We start from the raw sequence: 16,589 nt of genomic DNA, 5'->3' as shown, positions 1-16,589 counted from the left end.
CTCTTATGCTCACTGGCTCTTCGGCAGGTATTGGGCAATGTTCTCAGGGGTGACGAGTTCGAAGGGAACGTTGTTTTCGCGCGGCACCTTCTCCTTGTTGATGAGCTTCATGGCAGCATCGACCGCAGCCGCGCCCTGCCCGACGGCGCTCTGGAGAATGGTCACGTCGAGATCGCCAGCCACCATCGCGGCTAGCGCATCGTCGGTCGCGTCGACCCCGGCGACGACGACATCCTTCATCGGCATGCCGGCCTTCTTCATGGCGCGGATCGCGCCGAGCGCCATCTCGTCATTGTTGGCGATAACGGCGTCGAACTTGACGCCGGCCGCCAGCCATTCCTGCATCTGCTGATCGGCATAATCGCGCGACCAATAGGCCGCTTGCTGCTCGACAATCTCAAGACCTTTGCATTCCGGCGTCGCGATGACATCGGCGATGTCCTGGGTGCGGGTGCGGGCTGCCACATGGAAGACCTCGCCCATCAGCACGACGACGCGGCCCCTGCCCTTGAGGAGAGAGCATACCTGCTTCGTCTCCAGCGTACCGGAGTCTTTCTCATCGGAGGCGACAACAACCTGATTGTCCGGCAAGTCCGAGAGATTGGAGGGCGTGGTGTTGATGTAGATCAGCGGAATGCCGGCATCCGCTGCGATCTTGGTCATTTGCGGCCCGACATCGCCATCAGACAGCATCACGATAATGGCATCGACCTTGTCGGCGACGAACTGCTGAACCTGTTTCTTCTGCAGCTCATTGTCGCCATCGGCATTCGCGGTGACCAGCTTGAGGCCCGATATTGTCTTCCCGTGCGAGACGACGCCGTTCACAAGCATCTGCCTGAACTTGTCGAGATTGGTCATCGAAACCCCGATCGTCTGCGCATTGGCGACAGAGATCGATATCGCCAAGGCGATGGATGCAAGCGTGGCGGTTTTCATGAATTCCCCTGCGCGATTCGGATGTGAACGCGTTATTTCAAATCTTGGTTAAATTTTACTTTTCGACGTGAAGCGAAAGTTAAGCGCGCGGAAAAGCTCTAGCGGCGTCAGAAGCACGTTCTTCGGCGGCATTCGGTCGGACTTGAAGGACATCGAGACGAACTTGATGTGACGCCTTCAAGTCTTTGTTTAACTGAAATTATCTTCCGCCGAAGCCGGAGCTGACGGTGATGCCGCGGTAGATCACCCGCTGCAGCACGATGGCGAGCACGACGCCGGGCAGCATGGAGATCGTCGCGCCCGCCATGATGTAGTTCCAGGCCGTGCCCTGCTGCGTCTGGAACAGGGTGAGCCCGAGCGGCAGTGTCGCCTTGTCGAGACCGCTGGTGGCGATCAGCGGCCAGAGAAAGCTCTTCCACTGGGCGATGAAGGTGAAGAGCGACAGAAGGCCGATGGCCGGCATGGCAAGCGGCACGATGACGGTGACCAGGATGCGCACGCGCGAGGCCCCGTCCATCATCGCCGCCTCGTCGAGATCCTTGGGAATGCCGAGGATGAACTGGCGCAGCAGGAAGGTGCCGAAAGACGAGAAGGCGACCGGCAGGATCATGCCGTGATAGGTATTGATCCAGCCGAGCTTGCTGACGACGAGGAAGAGCGGGATGACCAGCATCACCTGCGGGATCATCAGCGTGCTGAGATAGGTGAGCAGCAGCCCCTCGCGGCCGGGAAACCTGAGCCGGGCGAAGGCGTAGGCGGAAAGGCAGGAGACCACGATCACGATCGCGGTCACGCTGCAGGCGACGATGAATGAATTCAACAGGAAGGTGCCGAAGGGCAGCGAAACCAGCGCCTCGATGAAAGTGTCCCAATGATATTCCTCGGGCAGGATGCGGACAGGCACGGCCAGCACTTCGGTATTGGAGCGCACCGCATTCGACACCATCCAGAAGAAGGGAAAGAGAAACAGCAGCGCGACCAGCGAAAGGCCGGTATAGCTGACGAAGATGCCGATGCGCCGCAGGAGGCGGCGCCGGCCTGCAGAGACGGAATGCGGATGCCGCCAGATCGGCTCAATCGTCATAATGCACCCATTTGCGCTGCATGTGGAACTGCAGAATGGTAAGCGCCATGATCATCACGAACATCACCCAGGCCAGCGCTGAGGCATAACCCATCTGGAAGTTGGTGAAGCCCTTCTGATAGATGGCAAAGCCGAGCGTGGCGGTTGCCGACCCCGGTCCCCCGCGGGTCATCGCAAAGATTTCGTCGAAGACCTGCAGCGACGTGATGGCGGTCATGACGGTGGCGAAGAACACCGTCGGCGAGATGAGCGGCAGGCGGATGCGCCAGAAGCGCCGCCAGGGACCCGCCCCATCGATCATTGCCGCCTCGAGATAGTGCTTCGGCACCAGATCGAGCGCGGCGTTGAACATCACGACGTTGTAGCCGACATTCGCCCAGAGCGTCACGAGCACGACTGCCTGCATCGCCCAGCTGGAGCTCAGCAGGAAATTCGGCACGCCGAGGCCGAGCGACCGGATGATGCTGTCGGCGAGCCCGTCCGGCGTGAAGATCAGCAGCCACACCACGGAGGCCGCGATCGTCGGGGTGAAGGTTGGCAGGAAGAAGATCACCCGGAAGATCGCCTTGCCGCGCTTGAGGCTCGATATCCACACCGCCAGCGTCAGCGAGACGATGATGTTCACCGCCAGATATTCGACGGCAAAAAACAGCGTGTTTCTCAATATGGTGTAGAAGGCGGGATCGACGGTGAAGAGCTTGATGTAATTCTGGAAGCCGACAAAGGCCGGCGTCGAAATCAGCTGCCAGTTGGTGAAGGAGAGCGCCAGCGACGCCAGGATCGGCAGGGCCATGAAGATCATGAAGCCGAGGAAGCTCGGCAACAGGAACAGCATGGCCGTCTGCGTCTCCGGCTTGAGGAAGCGCCGGGGCTGACCGGACTGCAGGGTGATTTCGGCAACGGCGCTTTCCGACATGTCTTCCTCCATGCGCGGCAATTCCTGCCACGGCGGGCGCATGCGCATTCCTTCGGGCGCACGGGCTCTATTGCTGCGCGAGGCTCTGGATGGTCTCCATCGTCTGCTTGGCGTCGGTGCTGCCGGCGAAGGCCGGCGGGAAATACTGGTTGAACAGGTTTTCCACCGCCGCCCAGTTGTTGGTGATCACATAGGGGATGGAATGCGCCAGGGAATAGTCGATCGCCTCGCCGCCATTGGTGATGTCCTTGGCCGCCACCTTGTACCAGGAGGATTGCGAGGCCGTTCGTGCCGGCAGCGCGCGGCCCTGTTCGGCGAGATATTGCAATGCTTCCGGACTGGTCAGCACCTGGATCGCCTTCCAGGCCGCATCCTTATTCTTGCTCGTGGTGGCGATGCCGAAACCCGAGCCCGCCGTGACGGCCGTAAGCTCCCCATCTGCGCGCGGGAGTGTGGCAGAACCAACCTTGAACTTGACTTTGTCCTTCATGCCGATGATCGACCACGGGCCGTCGACATACATGGCGACATTGCCCGAATAGAACCGGCCCTGGATCACCGTGCCGGCATCGGCGCTCGACGGTGCCAGCGGCGCGACCTTGTCCTTGGCGGCAAAGCCGATCACCCTGTCGGCTGCCGACATCGCGCTCGGATTGGTAAGGTCAAGCTCTCCTGAATCGTTGAGATATTTATCGCCCCAGGCCGAGGCCAGCACCGAATAGTTCTGGGGCGTGATGCCGAAGCCGTACTTGCCGTCCTTGGTCAGCTTCTTGGCGGCATCGGTGAATTCGGTGAGCGTCCAGCCCGGCTTCGGTAGCGGAATACCGGCCCCTTCGAGCGCGTCCTGATTATAATAGATGACCCATGGACCGACGTCATAGGGCAGGCCGTAGAGCTGCTTGTCGACGGACATGCCGCCGATGATCGAGGGCGTAAAGGCGCCGACATCGAACTTGTCGGCGGCGATCCGGTCATTCAGCGGCTCCAGCAGCGAATAGAAATTCGGCATGCGCAGCGACTGCATGGAAACGATGTCGGCGAGCTGGCCGGATGCCGCCAGCACCGGCAGCCGGGTCCAGTAGTCGACCCAGCCGGTCGTCGTCAGCGTTACCTTGATATCGGGATATTTGGCGGTCACCATGTCGGCCAGGTGCTGCCAGCCCTTGGTGTCAGCATCCGAGCCGGTCCACATCTGCCAGGTCAGGTTAATCTGCTCGGCCGATGCTGTTGTGGCAAAGAGGCTGCCGCCGATTGCGGCGAGCAAAAGCGTTTTCTTCAGAACCTTCATGGGTTTCTCCTCCCTCCATGACGCAATGAACACGCGGGTGCGACCGAATTCACGCCTTCAGGACGATCTCGATCACCGGGACGGTAACGTCAGGTCGCCGGACCGGCAGTTCGAGCGTAATCATGCCCTCCGGCACCATCACGCCGATATTGGAATCCACTTCCTTCGTCTGGCTGAGCCAGCGCACTTCGCTGGCGTCGTGCAGGAACTGCGCATAGGCGATCCTGTCAGCGAGGCCCTCGATATGAATGTGGCGGTAAGGCCAGTTGTAGACATGCAGATAGAGGCGGTTGCCGCGTTGGGTGTAGCGGCAGCCGGCCGGCACCGGAAATTCGGACGGACCGGCGCCGTAGATCGAACGCCCATTCACTTCCATCCAGCTCTGATAGACCTCGAGCGCGGCAATGGCGCGGGCATCGAATGTGCCGCGGCCGGTGGGGCCGACATTCATCAGGAGGTTGCCGCCGAGCGCGACGGAATCGATCAGCAGCTGGATGATCTGCTCCGGGCTCTTCCAGCTGTCCTCGTCGCGGTGATAACCCCAGGAGCCGCTGAAGGTGTGGCAGGCTTCCCAGAGCACGCCCTGGCTGGCGATGGCGGGCGCCACGCGCGGCGTATATTGTTCCGGCGTCGTCACATCGGGCAGCTTGCCCGGCGGTAGGTCGAGACGGTTGTTGACGATGATGTCGGGCTGCAGCTCGCGTACCAGCTCGATCAGCCGCTCGCTCTCCCAGTCCGCGCGCCCCTTGCCGGGAAGGCCGCGATATTCGCGGCCGGGATAGCTGAAATCGAACCAGATGATATCGATGCGGCCGAAGCCGGTCAGAAGCTCGCGCACCTGTTCACGCATATAGGCGGCGTAATTGGCGATGTTGCGCCCTGAATTCAGCGCCTCGGCGTTGGGATGGTTGCGCAGGGGATGGTGGACGTCGATCGGAAAATCGGGATGGTGCCAGTCGAGCAGCGAATAGTAGAAGCCGATCTTCAGCCCCTCGGCGCGGAAAGCCTCGACCAGCGGCGTCAGCAGATCCTTGCCGCAGGGCGTGTTCGGCGCCTTGTAATCGGTGACCTTGGTATCCCACAGGCAGAAGCCTTCGTGGTGCTTGGTCGTCACCACGACATATTTCATGCCGGCGAGCCGGGCACGGCGCGCCCAGGCCTTGGGATCGTAAAGATCCGGATCGAAATTCTCGAAATAGCGCTGGTAGTGATCGTCGCTCAGCTCTTCGCGGTTCTTCAACCACTCATGCCGCGCCCCGAGAGCATAAAGGCCCCAATGGATAAACATGCCAAGGCGATCATGGCTGAACCAAGCGTGCTTGCCCGCCCCTCCCGATACAGGATTTTCCGGCTGGCGTTCCGAACTCGTCACAGGTTTCTCCTCCCTGTTTTTCCGGATCCACTTCATGTCGAACCGGTTCGGCGATTGAACATCGTCCTTGACCCGGCACCTGTCAAGCCGAAATTCGTGAATTGCACAACCGCGAGGTAAACGCACCATAATTGAGCAATCAAGCCAGATATGTTGCAACAGCAAATAAAATCTGACAGAAGAAAGCTTTAGAACCGGTTCGACAGATATGACCACCATACGCGATGTCGCGCGCCTTGCGGGAGTTTCGATCTCGACCGTCTCGCTCGCGCTCAACAGCCCGAAACGGGTCGGCGCCGAGACGCTCGACCGCATTCAGCAGGCGATAAAATCGACCGGCTACCGCATCGATCCGGTGGCCCAGACGCTGGCGCGCGGGCGCAGCTCGCTGATCGGTTTCGTGTCCGCCAATCTCGGCAACATGTTCTTCGGCGACATCCGCCGCGAGATCGAGCACCAGGCGCTCGACCACGGCTATTTCGTGCTGATCGCCGACTCCTCCGGCAGGGCCGATCTCGAACGGGCGCTGCTGGAGCGGCTGCAGGCGCAAAAGATCGCAGGCATTGCTCTGGCGGCCAACGGACGCGGCGAGGAATACGCAACCTTCCTGCGCGACTTCAAGACGCCAATCGTCATGTTCGACCAGAAGGTGGATGGCGCCGCGCGCGATTTCGTCGGCTCGGACAATCCGCTGACGACGACCATCCTGACAGAGCACCTGCTGCAACTCGGCCATCGGCGCATCGCCTTCATCTCCGGCCCGAGCGGCCTGCACACCGCCGACGAGCGCCTGAAAGGTTTTATGGACACGATGGCAGGCGCCGGCGCCGACGTCGATCCGTCACTGGTGGTCGAGGGCGGCTATACCAGGAGCGGCGGCCATACACAGGCGATGCGCCTGCTCACCCGCCGCGACCGCCCGACCGCCATCATCGGCGCCAACAACATGATGGGGCTGGCAACCCTGCAGGTGATGCAGGAAATGGGCTTCCGCTGTCCCGACGACGTCTCGCTGGCAATGGTCGACGACGTGCCCTGGAGCAACGTCATCACACCTCGCATCACCATGGTCGTGCAGGATGCGCAGAAGCTGGGCGAATTGGCCGCCCAGCGCCTGCTGGCCAGGATCGCAAGCCCCGAGGCTGCCGCCGAGCCGCCGCAGGATTTCATCCTGACGCCGAGATTTGTGCGTGGAGAGTCGACAAGGCGGCTATAAGGATTACTACCGATCCTCGCGCGTATGCCAAAGCCGCAATACATAGATTGTCGACTGCTGGATTTCATAACGCATCTCATAACGGCCAACGAGAATGCGGCGGACCTCCTGAGGATCGAACTCTTCGAGCCGCTCGCCGAGACGTGGCTGCTCAATTAGACGAGCGGGGGCTGCCGCCAGCGCCTGCACGGTTCGGGCCGCAGCTCGCCGGTCGATCGGGGAGAGAAAGTCGTATAAGCGAGCGATGTCGGAGACAGCTTTGCTCGTCCACTTGATTTCCATCACCGGAGCAACGAAATCGGCTCGTCACCGTCAAGACTATCGGCCCAGGCTTGAACAGACTGGTGATCGACAACATTGCCGCTATCCACATCGGCTAACGCCTCAAGCGTCAAACGCCGACGCTCCTCTTCCTGGTCGATCCATGCAGTCAGGGCTTGCTTGACGATCCAGCCGCGCGAACGCTCAAGGCGCGATGCAAGCTGATCGACCTTCTGCGCAAGCGGCAATGGAACATGAGCCGTGAGAACTTTGGTCTCCATCAAAAACTCCTCAACACCAATCAATCATAATCATAGCGATTAATTTTGATTATATCCAGCGCCTATACGTCATGAAGCCCGACTGAGACTTCCCAGAAAGGTGACGCGGCATCGAGAGTTGTGAGGTACAATGTCGGATTTTCATCGGCCGGTGAAGCAGCCAAAGCAAAAGCGTCGATCCTTCATCCATTGAAAGACCGCAAGATTTGTCATACATGTGTGATGAATCATAAATTTCGGAGTGCTGCTGGTTCGAACAGCATCCGGATCGAAGCCGATGCGGGGGTCGAGGCGTGGCTATGCAAGGGAAGGATCGCAGCAGGGGCTCGGGGTCGCTGGTCGCACAGGTCGGCGAAAGCCTCCGGCAGGCGATCCTCAGAGGCCAGTACGCCGCCGGCGATAAGCTTCCGAGCGAGCACGAACTGACGGAAACGCACAGCGTCAGCCGGACCGTGGTGCGCGAGGCGGTGGCTGCCCTTCGCTCCGACGGGCTGGTCGAGGTGCGCCAGGGCGCGGGCATTTTCGTGATCGGCGCCGATCCGGCGCTGTCAGGCAGAAAGGTCGACAAGGCCCGCGTCGCCTCCGATCTGGAAGTGCTCGAAATCCGAACGCCTGTCGAAATCGAGGCGGCGGGACTTGCCGCCTTGCGCCGGTCGCCGGCGCAGGAGGAGGCGATCTTCGAATGCCACCGGAAAATCCTCCAGCGCATCGAGACGGATCAATCCATCCGCGAGGCGGATCTCGACCTTCATGTCGCCATCGCCGAGGCGACGAACAACCCGCTGTTCAAGCACTTCCTGGAATCGCAGGGAACCGTGATCATCCCGCAGTCGCGGCTCGTTCCGGAAACGAGAACCGCCGAGCAGACCGCCTACCGAAAGCTGATCCACAGGGAACACGAAGCGATCGTCATGGCCATCTCGGACAGGGACGATCAGGCCGCGCGCAACGCCATGCGCGAGCATCTGGTCGGTAGCCAGGCCAGATACCGGAACCTGCTGAAGGATCTTCGGAGCTTTACGAGCTGAGGCGTGCCAGAAGCGCTGCCAGCACTACAGGTTTTCCGGAAATCACCAGCAGCCCACCATCTGAACATGGGCTTGGGGAGCGAAGCTGCTGGCCGGTTTACGCAGCCGCCTTTATTGTGATGGCCATTGCCCAGCGCGCTTCACCGGGATGCATAGCGGATTGTTTACCGCCGACTGCGGCTGAAAGCTAACTGAAAGCTTGGAGGTCATAGGAAAGGGCAGCATCGTGGAGGAGACACGGTCGAAGTGGCGAGACGACGATGCGGGTAAACCACCAGGAGGAGATTTCCATGCGTTCTTCACGCAGCCTTTTTCACACCGTCGCTTTTTCCGCGCTGCTGACCGCGGCATCCTTTGCTGCAACAGCTGCCCACGCTGCCGACAAGATCACCATCATGGTCGGCGGCTACGAGAAGCAGATCTATCTGCCCGCCAAGCTCGCCGAATCCCTTGGCTATTTCAAGGATGAAGGGCTTGATGTCGAACTCCTGAACGAAGCCGCCGGCGTCGATGCCGAAAACCAGCTGCTGGCAGGCGCCGTCCAAGGCGTCGTCGGCTTCTATGACCATTGTGTGGACCTGCAGGCCAAGGGCAAGTTCGTCGAATCCATCGTCCAGTTCAGCCAGGCGCCGGGCGAGGTCGAGATGGTTTCGAGCAAACATCCCGAGATCAAGTCGCCGGCCGATTTCAAGGGCAAGAGCCTCGGCGTCACCGGTCTCGGCTCCTCCACCAACTTCCTCACCCTCTTCATGGCCTCCAAGGCCGACCTCAAGCCCGGCGACGTCGTCACCATTCCGGTCGGCGCCGGCGGCACGTTCATCGCCGCGATGCAGCAGGATCAGATCCAGGCCGGCATGACGACGGAGCCGACGATCTCGCGCCTGATCAAGACGGGCGAAGCGAGCGTTCTCGTCGACATGCGCACGGTCGAAGCGACCCGAAAGGCGCTTGGCGGCACCTATCCGGCCGCCTCGCTCTACATGGAAACTTCCTGGGTCGAGGAACATAAGGACGAGGCACAGAAGCTCGCCAATGCATTCGTCAAGACGCTGAAATACATCAATACGCATTCCGCCGCCGAGATCGCGGACAAGATGCCGAAGGACTTCTACGTCGGCGACAAGGATGGCTACGTCAAGGCTCTCGACGAGGGCAAGGGCATGTTCACGCCCGATGGCGTGATGCCGGAGGACGGCCCGAAGACCGTGCTTGCCGTGCTCTCGGAGTTCTCCAAGAACGTCAAGGGCAAACAGATCGACCTTTCCAAGACCTACACGACCGAGTTCGTCAAGAACGTCAAGTGAGGCCGTCGCGCCGCTTCCAGCTCCTGAGCGGAAGCGGCGTCCGTTCGATCATGGGCATTGCGTGCGCGCCCTTAAGCACGCCTTCAGGTATCACCATGCAACAGGACACCAAACAGATCCCCGCGATCGAGCTGATCAACGTCAGCCGACGTTTCGTCTCGCCGACCGGAAAGTCGCTGACTGCGCTTCGCGATTTCAACATGACGGTCGCCCGCGGCGAGTTCGTCGCCGTCGTCGGCCCGACCGGCTGCGGCAAGTCGACGACGCTCAATCTCGTGACGGGCCTCGCACGCCCGAGCGCCGGCGAAGTCCGCCTGATGGGCGGGCCGATCACCGGCATCGATCCGCGTGTCGGCTTTGCATTCCAGACCGACGCGCTCTTTCCCTGGAAAAACGTGATCGAAAACGTCATGGCCGGCCCGCTGTTCCGCGGCAAGTCCCGCGCCGAGGCGGAACAGAGCGCCCGCGATTGGCTGGCGCGCGTCGGCCTGTCGAAATTTCTGCACCATTATCCCCATCAGCTTTCCGGCGGCATGCGTAAGCGCGTCTCGCTGGCGCAGACCTTCATTAACGAACCTGAAATCCTGCTGATGGACGAGCCCTTCTCGGCGCTCGACGTGCAGACCCGCACGGTCATGCACGAAGAACTTCTGAAACTCTGGGCGGAGCGCAAGGCCTCGGTGGTGTTCGTCACCCACGACCTCGAAGAGGCAGTCGCCCTTGCCGACAAGGTCTATGTGCTGACCGCCGGCCCCGCCACGGTCAAGTCGGTCTATCCGATCGACCTACCCCGCCCGCGCGTCGTGTCGGAGATCCGCTACGAGCAGAACTTCATCGACTACTGCAAGACGATCTGGGAGGACCTGCGCGAAGAGGTCGAGACCAGCTACCGCCGCGCAAGCGAAGCGGCCTGACGGGAGGATATCATGGCACACACAACTTTCGAGGCCGGTTCGGCCGCTCTGTTTCGTCCGGGCACATCAGATGCCGAGATCGAAGCCTCCGCACTGAAGGCCATGCGCCGGCGCGACGCGCTGGTGCGCTTCTGGCAGATCGCCATTCTAGTCTTTGTCATCGGCATGTGGGAGTTCGCTTCCAACATGCAATGGATCGATCCGTTTTTCTATTCGAGCCCGAGCGGCGTTCTCGAGCGCCTTTATGAATGGGCGACGGAGGGCACCACCGAAGGCTCGCTCTGGTATAATCTCTGGGTGACGATGGAAGAGGCGCTGATCGGCTTCTTCGCCGGCTCGATCACCGGTGTCTTCGTCGGCATCGGCCTCGGCCGCAACCGCTTCCTGTCGGATATCTTCTCCGTCTACATCAAGGCGATCAACTCGATCCCGCGCGTCGTGCTTGCGCCGATCTTCATCATGATCATGGGCCTCGGCCTGCCGTCCAAGGTGGCGCTCGCCTTCATCATGGTGTTCTTCGTCGTCTTTGCCAACGCCTTCCAGGGCGTGCGCGAGGCCGACCGCAACATGATCGCCAATGCCCGCATCCTCGGCGCTTCCGACTGGCAGGTGACCCGTACGGTCGTCATTCCCTCGGCGATGAGCTGGATCTTCGCCAGCCTGCACGTCTCCTTCGGCTTTGCGATCATCGGCGCGATCGTCGGCGAATTCGTCGGCGCCCGCTTCGGCATCGGCCAGCTGATCTCGATTGCCAAGGGTACCTTCGACGCCGCCGGCATGTTCGCTGCGATCCTGCTCGTCATGGTCGTCACGCTCGTTGCCGAATACATCATGACGCTGGTCGAGAACCGCCTGGCGAAATGGCGGCCGCAGCAGCACCTCGACACGCAGTAACCAGATCGGCCTCCCTCCCAAGGCGGATCGAAGCGAAGGCCGGGCTCGACGCCCGGCCTTCATTCGTTTGATGCGTTTCCGGTTCAAGCAAGCGGAAGCCGCACGGTCACGACGAGACCGCCGCCTACGGCATCACCCAGCGACACTGAACCTCCGGCCCCTTCGACAACCTCGCGAACGATGGCAAGCCCGAGACCACTTCCCTCGCTTTCGGTTCCGATGATTCGATAGAAGCGCTCAAATACTTGGTCGCGCTCGCTCACGGGAATGCCCGGCCCGTTGTCCTCCACGGTGACGACGGCATTGTCGCCCTCCTGCCTGATCGAGACCGTCACCCGTCCGTCCGCGCGGCTGTAGCGGATGGCGTTGTCGATGAGGTTTACCAGCATCTCGCGCAGCATCGTGCCGTCGCCCTCGACGATGACGGGTCGGTCCGCTTCGAGCCCGACGTCGATGTTGCGCCGGAGCGCCTCTTCGGCATGCGCCTCCAGGATCTCACGGGCAGCCTTGCTGAGGTCGGTCGCATCGCTGCGCGGGCGCCGGCTTCCCGGCTCGGCCCGCGACAGCGTCAGAAGCTGACTGGCGAGGCGCGAAATCTGCCGCGTGCTGGTCCGCAGCGCGGCAAGCGCCTCGTCGCGGCGGGCCGCATCCTCTTCGCGCGCCGCCACACTTGCCTGCGTCGAAATCAGCGCCAGTGGCGTTCTGAGCTGATGCGCGGCGTTCGATACGAACCGTCGCTGCGCCGCCATCTGGCTCTGGACACGCTCCATGTGGTCGTTCAGCGCATGGACGAGCGGCTGCAGCTCGCTCTGCACCATTTCGGGCGGCAGGGGATCAAGACGGTTGCGGCCGCGCTGGCGCACAGCGTCCCGCAGTCTCAGAGCCGGCGCCAGGCCCCGTTGAAGGCCGAGGATGGTCACCAGACTTGCGACGAAGACGAGCACGAACTGCTTGGAAAAGTCCGACAGCCACAATTGCCGCCGCATCGCATACTGGCTGTTGTGGGTAACGGCGACGGTCACGGAGATCGCGCCATCGCCGGAAAGGCCGACGACGGGATGGTCGAGCATCAGAACGCGCACGTCAGCGCCGTGAAAGGCGCGATTCTCGCCGGTCCGCTGGCTGGCCGGCAGCGGCAGGTCGGGAAAGCCGCTGACCAGACTGCCCCAGACGGTGATGACCTGGTAAAAGACCCGGTCGCCGAAGCCGGTATCGAACATCTCGAGCGCAGCCGGCGGCACGTCCACCTGGACATTGCCGCCTTCATCGACACGGACGGCCTCGGCGATAACGCGGGCCGAGGCCAGAAGCGTTCGATCCGTCACCAGCTTTGCCGTGGCATCCGCCGTCCAGAAACTGTCGTAAAGATTGAAACCGATCGCGCCGAGCAGGGTCAGCAGCACCCAGCAAAGCAGCTGCACGCGCAGGCTCCGGCTGAGCCGCGCGATCGTCGCGCCGATTCTGGGGCCGACGCTACTGGACATGTCTGAGGAGATAGCCGAGCCCCCGCAGTGTCGCGATCTGAACCGAACTGTTCTCGAGCTTCTTTCGCAGCCTGTGGATGTAGATTTCGATGGCGCTTGGATCCGCCTCGTCGTCGAAGCCGAAGACGCTTTCGGAAAGGGCGGTCTTCGAAACCGTGGTACCCAACTTCATGACGAGCTGCTCGAGAACGGCATATTCCCGCGGCGTCAGCTGCAGCGGCTCGCCTGCGACGAAAAATTGCCGCGTCCCACCGGAAAAAAGCAAGTCTCCAACCGTGATTTCCGAAGATGCGCGGTCCTGTCCGCGGCGCACCACCGCCCGGATCCTGGCTTCGAGCTCGGCGATTTCGAAGGGCTTGGCGAGATAGTCGTCGGCGCCGCTGTCGAGACCCGCCACGCGGCCGTCCAGGCTTGCATTGGCCGTCAGGATGATGACCGGCAGTTTGCTGCCGGATTGTCTCAGCCGCTTTAAAAGCGTCAATCCGTCGAGCTTGGGCAGCGCAAGGTCGAGGATCATCGCCGAATACTCGGCGACCTTCAGCATATGCTCGGCATCCTCACCATCATGGGCGATGTCGATGGCGTATTGCGCCTGCCGCAGGGCTTTGCCCAGCCAGGCCGCCAGATCCTTGTTGTCCTCCACCACGAGCAGTCGCATCCGATCCCCTTAGCACGTGCGGACGGGCTAGCGGAAGCGACCCGTTGCCACCGCTGACGAGCACCCCACATTCAAGCTGATCAGGAGAGGCTTATATCTAGGCCTGCTCGTCAGCCGCTGTAACGGCGACGACGTTCCGATCGCCGGCGCCCGGCGCCTCGGTTCCCCAGATTTCGATCTGCGTCAGCGCCGGAAAGGGCGAGACATCCTCGGCCTTGATCAGGCCATGCAGTTCGACCCATTCGACGATGCAAGGCTCGATCGGGAAGCCCTGCGCGGCGCCTGACTTGGCCAGCGGGAAGGAAAAGCTTTTGCCGCTCGAGAAGGTGACGCTTGCCTCTTCCCACCAGGAATCATGCGGAAAATCGGCGCGGAGGTAGAAGATAATCTCGTCGATCCGCACGGGCCTGCCGAACTCCACCGTCAGCGCCGCTTGCGGATCACGATTGATGCCCCAACTCGTGTAGGGCCAGAAGCCGTGATCGTCATTGGCCTTCTCGCCGTCGATGGCGTTCCGGGCGGCAAAGACCGCTTCTCCCCGGGTTTCGACATTGGCGCGTGCGTGCGGAAACAGCGTGCGATTGGCGTGACCATCCCAGGGGTTGAGCGCCAGATTGCGCCGATGCGCAACCTCCCCGGGCCGTGCCCTGCGCACCGACAGCCGATGCATATCGCCTTTGAAGGCATTCGGCGAATAGGGTCGGCGCTTGTCGCCGAACGGCACGGCAAGCGAATAGGAACACTCCTTCATATAGACCAGGCTGGGCTGAATCGCGCTGTCCAGCGCGAGGAAGATGTGTCCTGGCTCGGAGGCCTCAACGACCACCTGCTCGCCCTCGCGATAGCTTTGGCGATAGACCAGGAAAGTCTCTTCCTGCCCTGTTGAGCTTGCCAGGACGAACCCATCGGCGTCCACGATCTTCAGCGTCAATTCCATGCTCGCCCTCCTCAAAGCATGAGGCCGAAAAGCGTGAGCGATATTCGGCATCATGCTCTCATCATTTAATTTATTCGCAATTTCAGGAGCCTGCCGGCAAACGGCAGACGCAGCCTGTAAAGCTTTTCGGGCCAGGCCGATCTCAGTCTGGCGTCATTCACCTCGATCTCGTCGATTTCGATCGTACCGGCGCCGTCCACGACAATGCTGCCGAGATCTGCGAGATCGATCCTCTGGGCGGTGACGGTCGGCGCCAGGCACGTCATCAGCGACAGCACCGCCGATCGATCTCCGTCATAAGCATCGACAATCTCCACATGGCGGCCGCGCAACAGAGAGACGGTGCGGCGATAGCTGCGCAGCTGTGCATCCGCGGGATAGGCGCCGGATATTTCCAGAGATGCGCGCGCACTTTCCTCGCCGAATTCGACTTCGACATCCCTTGCGCCGAAGGTTTCACCGGCGGACTGCATGACACCTTCGAATGTCGGCAGGTTGTGATAGGCCGACTGCATCGTCCAGATCTCGTAGCGCTGCGGGGAGAAGGTCTTGGCCGTATAGGTCTCGACGCCGACATCGATCAGCAGCGGGCGTCCGTTCTTGTAGAGCGTCACACTGCCGACATCGTTGTGATTGTGGCCCTCGCCATTGTTGCCGCCCTTGACCGCAAGCGAAAACTGCTCGTCGCGAGCGATGAACAGGCCGATGCCGGGGTAGAAAATATCGCCCTGGAGCGCCGGTTTCGCTTCGGTCCGGCGGATCCGATGACCGACCAGCAACTCCTGCACGCGGTACCAGAGGTTCCATTCCTCCGGCAAATGCGGGCGTTCGGCCGCCGCCCTGTCGGTCGCCGCGAATTCCGCCAGCATCGGCGAACCGACCGCTTTTCCAAACAGGTACTCCCGCGCGCTGCAGGGCTCGACGACGGCGGAGGAATCCGCGAAGTTGAAATAATGGCGTCCGGCCACATGCATATTTGCGATGTATTCGGCCATGTTGCGGATCTTCGGCTGCTGCCAGATCCCGGCAAACGCGCCCGGCGCCACGCTGTCGAGAATGGTCACGGCGCCATGGAGGCAGAGAGCGGCGTGGCGGTAGTAAAGCACACCTTCTTCACAAGCCCCATCCTCCGCATAGTCCTTCAGGAAGGCGTCGAGGCTGGCGAGCGCCTTCTCGACGACCGCCCGGCGCGTCGCCTGATCGGTGTTCAGGGAGAAGGTCGCCAGCAGGACGTTCTGGGTAATCCAGGCCGTCCAATTGTTCATCCGATCACTGCCCCGGCCCATCCACCAGAAATGCCGGCCGAGATAGGGCCGGAGAATGCGGCTCTCGATCTCACGCCGAACCCGTGCCGTAACCTCCGGGCTGAGGTCGTCGAGCGCTGTGCCCAGCAGGGCGACGATCGTGGCGAGCAGCGCCGCCGTTTCGGCGGCGAAGAGATCAATGACGGGCTGCGAATTGTCGGGAAGCGGCAGCCGCGCGCCACTGCGTTCATAGGCATTGTGGGCCGGAAGCTGCCAGCCGCTCTCCTCCGCTATCAGGAAGATGCCGTCGACGATGTCAGGCAGAAACCGCCCGCCCCCCTCGACGAGTTCGCCCAGCACCAGATCGTTGAGCATCCGCCGCCGGGTGAAATAAAGTTCCTCAAAACGAGAGCGGTTGCCGGTCGCAGTATATTCCCGGTAATCGGAAGCCGTAATCAGAGGCCAGGCGCGCGCAACCGCAGCCTCGGCATCGCAAATAACGGCATCGCGCGTCGCCGGCGGCACCGCACTCCAGCGCTCACGATCGGAACGCACCGCTCCGGGCATGAAGTCGCCCAGAATGTCAGGCAGCCCCCCTGAAATCTCGCTGAACATGTTCCTCCCTGCGCCGGAAAGCCTCGACGAGCGTCTGGTCTTCACGCTCACCTATCATATGTTTCTGACGCTTTCCATTACATTTGTATGACCTATTCAGAACTTGTTTGACCAATACCGGATATGTGTTATGTCGTTGACTGACGGGGGGCGG

16 protein-coding genes are annotated in these 16,589 nt (G+C 61.5%); 5 read left to right on the top strand and 11 right to left on the bottom strand.

Annotated features, from left to right (window positions below):
- Positions 1 to 9: 9 nt before the first annotated feature.
- The 5 genes from EFD56_RS01875 to EFD56_RS01850 form a co-directional block, all read right to left on the bottom strand.
- Positions 10 to 939, bottom strand: coding sequence for a substrate-binding domain-containing protein (locus tag EFD56_RS01875; protein WP_016735846.1), 930 nt, complete (start codon positions 937 to 939; stop codon positions 10 to 12).
- Between the two features lie 199 nt (positions 940 to 1,138).
- Positions 1,139 to 2,023 (bottom strand): carbohydrate ABC transporter permease, encoded by an 885-nt coding sequence (locus EFD56_RS01865; protein WP_126904486.1) that lies wholly within the window; start codon positions 2,021 to 2,023, stop codon positions 1,139 to 1,141.
- Positions 2,013 to 2,939, bottom strand: coding sequence for a carbohydrate ABC transporter permease (locus EFD56_RS01860; protein ID WP_029531794.1), 927 nt, complete (start codon positions 2,937 to 2,939; stop codon positions 2,013 to 2,015). Before EFD56_RS01860 ends, EFD56_RS01865 begins: the two co-directional genes overlap by 11 nt.
- Positions 2,940 to 3,006: 67 nt before the next feature.
- On the bottom strand, positions 3,007 to 4,227 hold the full coding sequence (locus EFD56_RS01855; protein WP_126904485.1) for an ABC transporter substrate-binding protein: 1,221 nt from the start codon (positions 4,225 to 4,227) through the stop codon (positions 3,007 to 3,009).
- Positions 4,228 to 4,276: 49 nt separating this feature from the next.
- The gene (locus EFD56_RS01850) at positions 4,277 to 5,599 is read right to left on the bottom strand and encodes an alpha-L-fucosidase (RefSeq protein WP_126904484.1); all 1,323 of its coding nucleotides are present in this window, start codon (positions 5,597 to 5,599) and stop codon (positions 4,277 to 4,279) included.
- 208 nt (positions 5,600 to 5,807) lie between these two features.
- On the opposite strand from EFD56_RS01850, the gene EFD56_RS01845 reads away from it, so the two are divergent.
- Positions 5,808 to 6,815: a LacI family DNA-binding transcriptional regulator gene (locus EFD56_RS01845; RefSeq protein ID WP_004677397.1), complete on the top strand. Its 1,008-nt coding sequence runs from the start codon at positions 5,808 to 5,810 to the stop codon at positions 6,813 to 6,815.
- A gap of 6 nt (positions 6,816 to 6,821) precedes the next feature.
- Here the strand turns inward: EFD56_RS01845 and EFD56_RS01840 are convergent, their stop codons facing one another.
- The gene (locus tag EFD56_RS01840) at positions 6,822 to 7,097 is read right to left on the bottom strand and encodes a type II toxin-antitoxin system RelE/ParE family toxin (protein WP_012490004.1); all 276 of its coding nucleotides are present in this window, start codon (positions 7,095 to 7,097) and stop codon (positions 6,822 to 6,824) included.
- Positions 7,097 to 7,357: a CopG family ribbon-helix-helix protein gene (locus tag EFD56_RS01835; protein ID WP_004677393.1), complete on the bottom strand. Its 261-nt coding sequence runs from the start codon at positions 7,355 to 7,357 to the stop codon at positions 7,097 to 7,099. Before EFD56_RS01835 ends, EFD56_RS01840 begins: the two co-directional genes overlap by 1 nt.
- Before the next feature lie 299 nt (positions 7,358 to 7,656).
- Between EFD56_RS01835 and EFD56_RS01830 the strand changes: the two genes are divergently transcribed.
- The 4 genes from EFD56_RS01830 to EFD56_RS01815 all read left to right on the top strand — a co-directional run bounded on the left by EFD56_RS01830 (position 7,657) and on the right by EFD56_RS01815 (position 11,497).
- The gene (locus EFD56_RS01830; RefSeq protein ID WP_004677391.1) at positions 7,657 to 8,385 is read left to right on the top strand and encodes a FadR/GntR family transcriptional regulator; all 729 of its coding nucleotides are present in this window, start codon (positions 7,657 to 7,659) and stop codon (positions 8,383 to 8,385) included.
- A gap of 290 nt (positions 8,386 to 8,675) precedes the next feature.
- Positions 8,676 to 9,689: an ABC transporter substrate-binding protein gene (locus EFD56_RS01825; RefSeq protein WP_012490006.1), complete on the top strand. Its 1,014-nt coding sequence runs from the start codon at positions 8,676 to 8,678 to the stop codon at positions 9,687 to 9,689.
- A gap of 50 nt (positions 9,690 to 9,739) precedes the next feature.
- Positions 9,740 to 10,603: an ABC transporter ATP-binding protein gene (locus EFD56_RS01820; protein WP_425376300.1), complete on the top strand. Its 864-nt coding sequence runs from the start codon at positions 9,740 to 9,742 to the stop codon at positions 10,601 to 10,603.
- 12 nt (positions 10,604 to 10,615) lie between these two features.
- Complete coding sequence (locus EFD56_RS01815) at positions 10,616 to 11,497, top strand: ABC transporter permease (RefSeq protein WP_126904482.1); 882 nt, start codon at positions 10,616 to 10,618, stop codon at positions 11,495 to 11,497.
- An 83-nt stretch (positions 11,498 to 11,580) separates the two neighbouring features.
- Here EFD56_RS01815 and EFD56_RS01810 read toward each other — a convergent pair whose 3' ends face one another.
- The 4 genes from EFD56_RS01810 to EFD56_RS01795 form a co-directional block, all read right to left on the bottom strand.
- Positions 11,581 to 12,981, bottom strand: coding sequence for a sensor histidine kinase (locus tag EFD56_RS01810; RefSeq protein ID WP_126904481.1), 1,401 nt, complete (start codon positions 12,979 to 12,981; stop codon positions 11,581 to 11,583).
- A complete protein-coding gene (locus EFD56_RS01805) occupies positions 12,971 to 13,639 on the bottom strand; it encodes a response regulator (protein ID WP_004678873.1) in 669 nt (222 codons plus the stop codon). Before EFD56_RS01805 ends, EFD56_RS01810 begins: the two co-directional genes overlap by 11 nt.
- Before the next feature lie 97 nt (positions 13,640 to 13,736).
- Positions 13,737 to 14,576, bottom strand: coding sequence for a carbohydrate-binding protein (locus EFD56_RS01800; RefSeq protein WP_126904480.1), 840 nt, complete (start codon positions 14,574 to 14,576; stop codon positions 13,737 to 13,739).
- A gap of 65 nt (positions 14,577 to 14,641) precedes the next feature.
- A complete protein-coding gene (locus EFD56_RS01795; protein ID WP_126904596.1) occupies positions 14,642 to 16,435 on the bottom strand; it encodes a heparinase II/III domain-containing protein in 1,794 nt (597 codons plus the stop codon).
- Positions 16,436 to 16,589: the final 154 nt, after the last annotated feature.

The sequence above is a fragment of the Rhizobium phaseoli genome (assembly GCF_003985125.1).
Lineage (GTDB): Bacteria > Pseudomonadota > Alphaproteobacteria > Rhizobiales > Rhizobiaceae > Rhizobium > Rhizobium phaseoli.
The sequence above is the reverse complement of the archived record's forward strand: the minus strand, read 5'-3'. Positions and strand labels throughout refer to the sequence as shown.

Excerpts from the sequence above, each read along its gene's own strand:
- EFD56_RS01815 (WP_126904482.1), top strand. The coding sequence starts at position 10,616 with ATGGCACACACAACTTTCGAGGCCGGTTCGGCCGCTCTGTTTCGTCCG.
- EFD56_RS01835 (WP_004677393.1), bottom strand. The coding sequence starts at position 7,357 with ATGGAGACCAAAGTTCTCACGGCTCATGTTCCATTGCCGCTTGCGCAG.
- EFD56_RS01820 (WP_425376300.1), top strand. The coding sequence starts at position 9,740 with ATGGGCATTGCGTGCGCGCCCTTAAGCACGCCTTCAGGTATCACCATG.
- EFD56_RS01875 (WP_016735846.1), bottom strand. The coding sequence starts at position 939 with ATGAAAACCGCCACGCTTGCATCCATCGCCTTGGCGATATCGATCTCT.
- EFD56_RS01825 (WP_012490006.1), top strand. The coding sequence starts at position 8,676 with ATGCGTTCTTCACGCAGCCTTTTTCACACCGTCGCTTTTTCCGCGCTG.
- EFD56_RS01805 (WP_004678873.1), bottom strand. The coding sequence starts at position 13,639 with ATGCGACTGCTCGTGGTGGAGGACAACAAGGATCTGGCGGCCTGGCTG.
- EFD56_RS01860 (WP_029531794.1), bottom strand. The coding sequence starts at position 2,939 with ATGTCGGAAAGCGCCGTTGCCGAAATCACCCTGCAGTCCGGTCAGCCC.
- EFD56_RS01800 (WP_126904480.1), bottom strand. The coding sequence starts at position 14,576 with ATGGAATTGACGCTGAAGATCGTGGACGCCGATGGGTTCGTCCTGGCA.
- EFD56_RS01855 (WP_126904485.1), bottom strand. The coding sequence starts at position 4,227 with ATGAAGGTTCTGAAGAAAACGCTTTTGCTCGCCGCAATCGGCGGCAGC.
- EFD56_RS01810 (WP_126904481.1), bottom strand. The coding sequence starts at position 12,981 with ATGTCCAGTAGCGTCGGCCCCAGAATCGGCGCGACGATCGCGCGGCTC.
- EFD56_RS01840 (WP_012490004.1), bottom strand. The coding sequence starts at position 7,097 with ATGGAAATCAAGTGGACGAGCAAAGCTGTCTCCGACATCGCTCGCTTA.
- EFD56_RS01830 (WP_004677391.1), top strand. The coding sequence starts at position 7,657 with ATGCAAGGGAAGGATCGCAGCAGGGGCTCGGGGTCGCTGGTCGCACAG.
- EFD56_RS01865 (WP_126904486.1), bottom strand. The coding sequence starts at position 2,023 with ATGACGATTGAGCCGATCTGGCGGCATCCGCATTCCGTCTCTGCAGGC.
- EFD56_RS01845 (WP_004677397.1), top strand. The coding sequence starts at position 5,808 with ATGACCACCATACGCGATGTCGCGCGCCTTGCGGGAGTTTCGATCTCG.
- EFD56_RS01795 (WP_126904596.1), bottom strand. The coding sequence starts at position 16,435 with ATGTTCAGCGAGATTTCAGGGGGGCTGCCTGACATTCTGGGCGACTTC.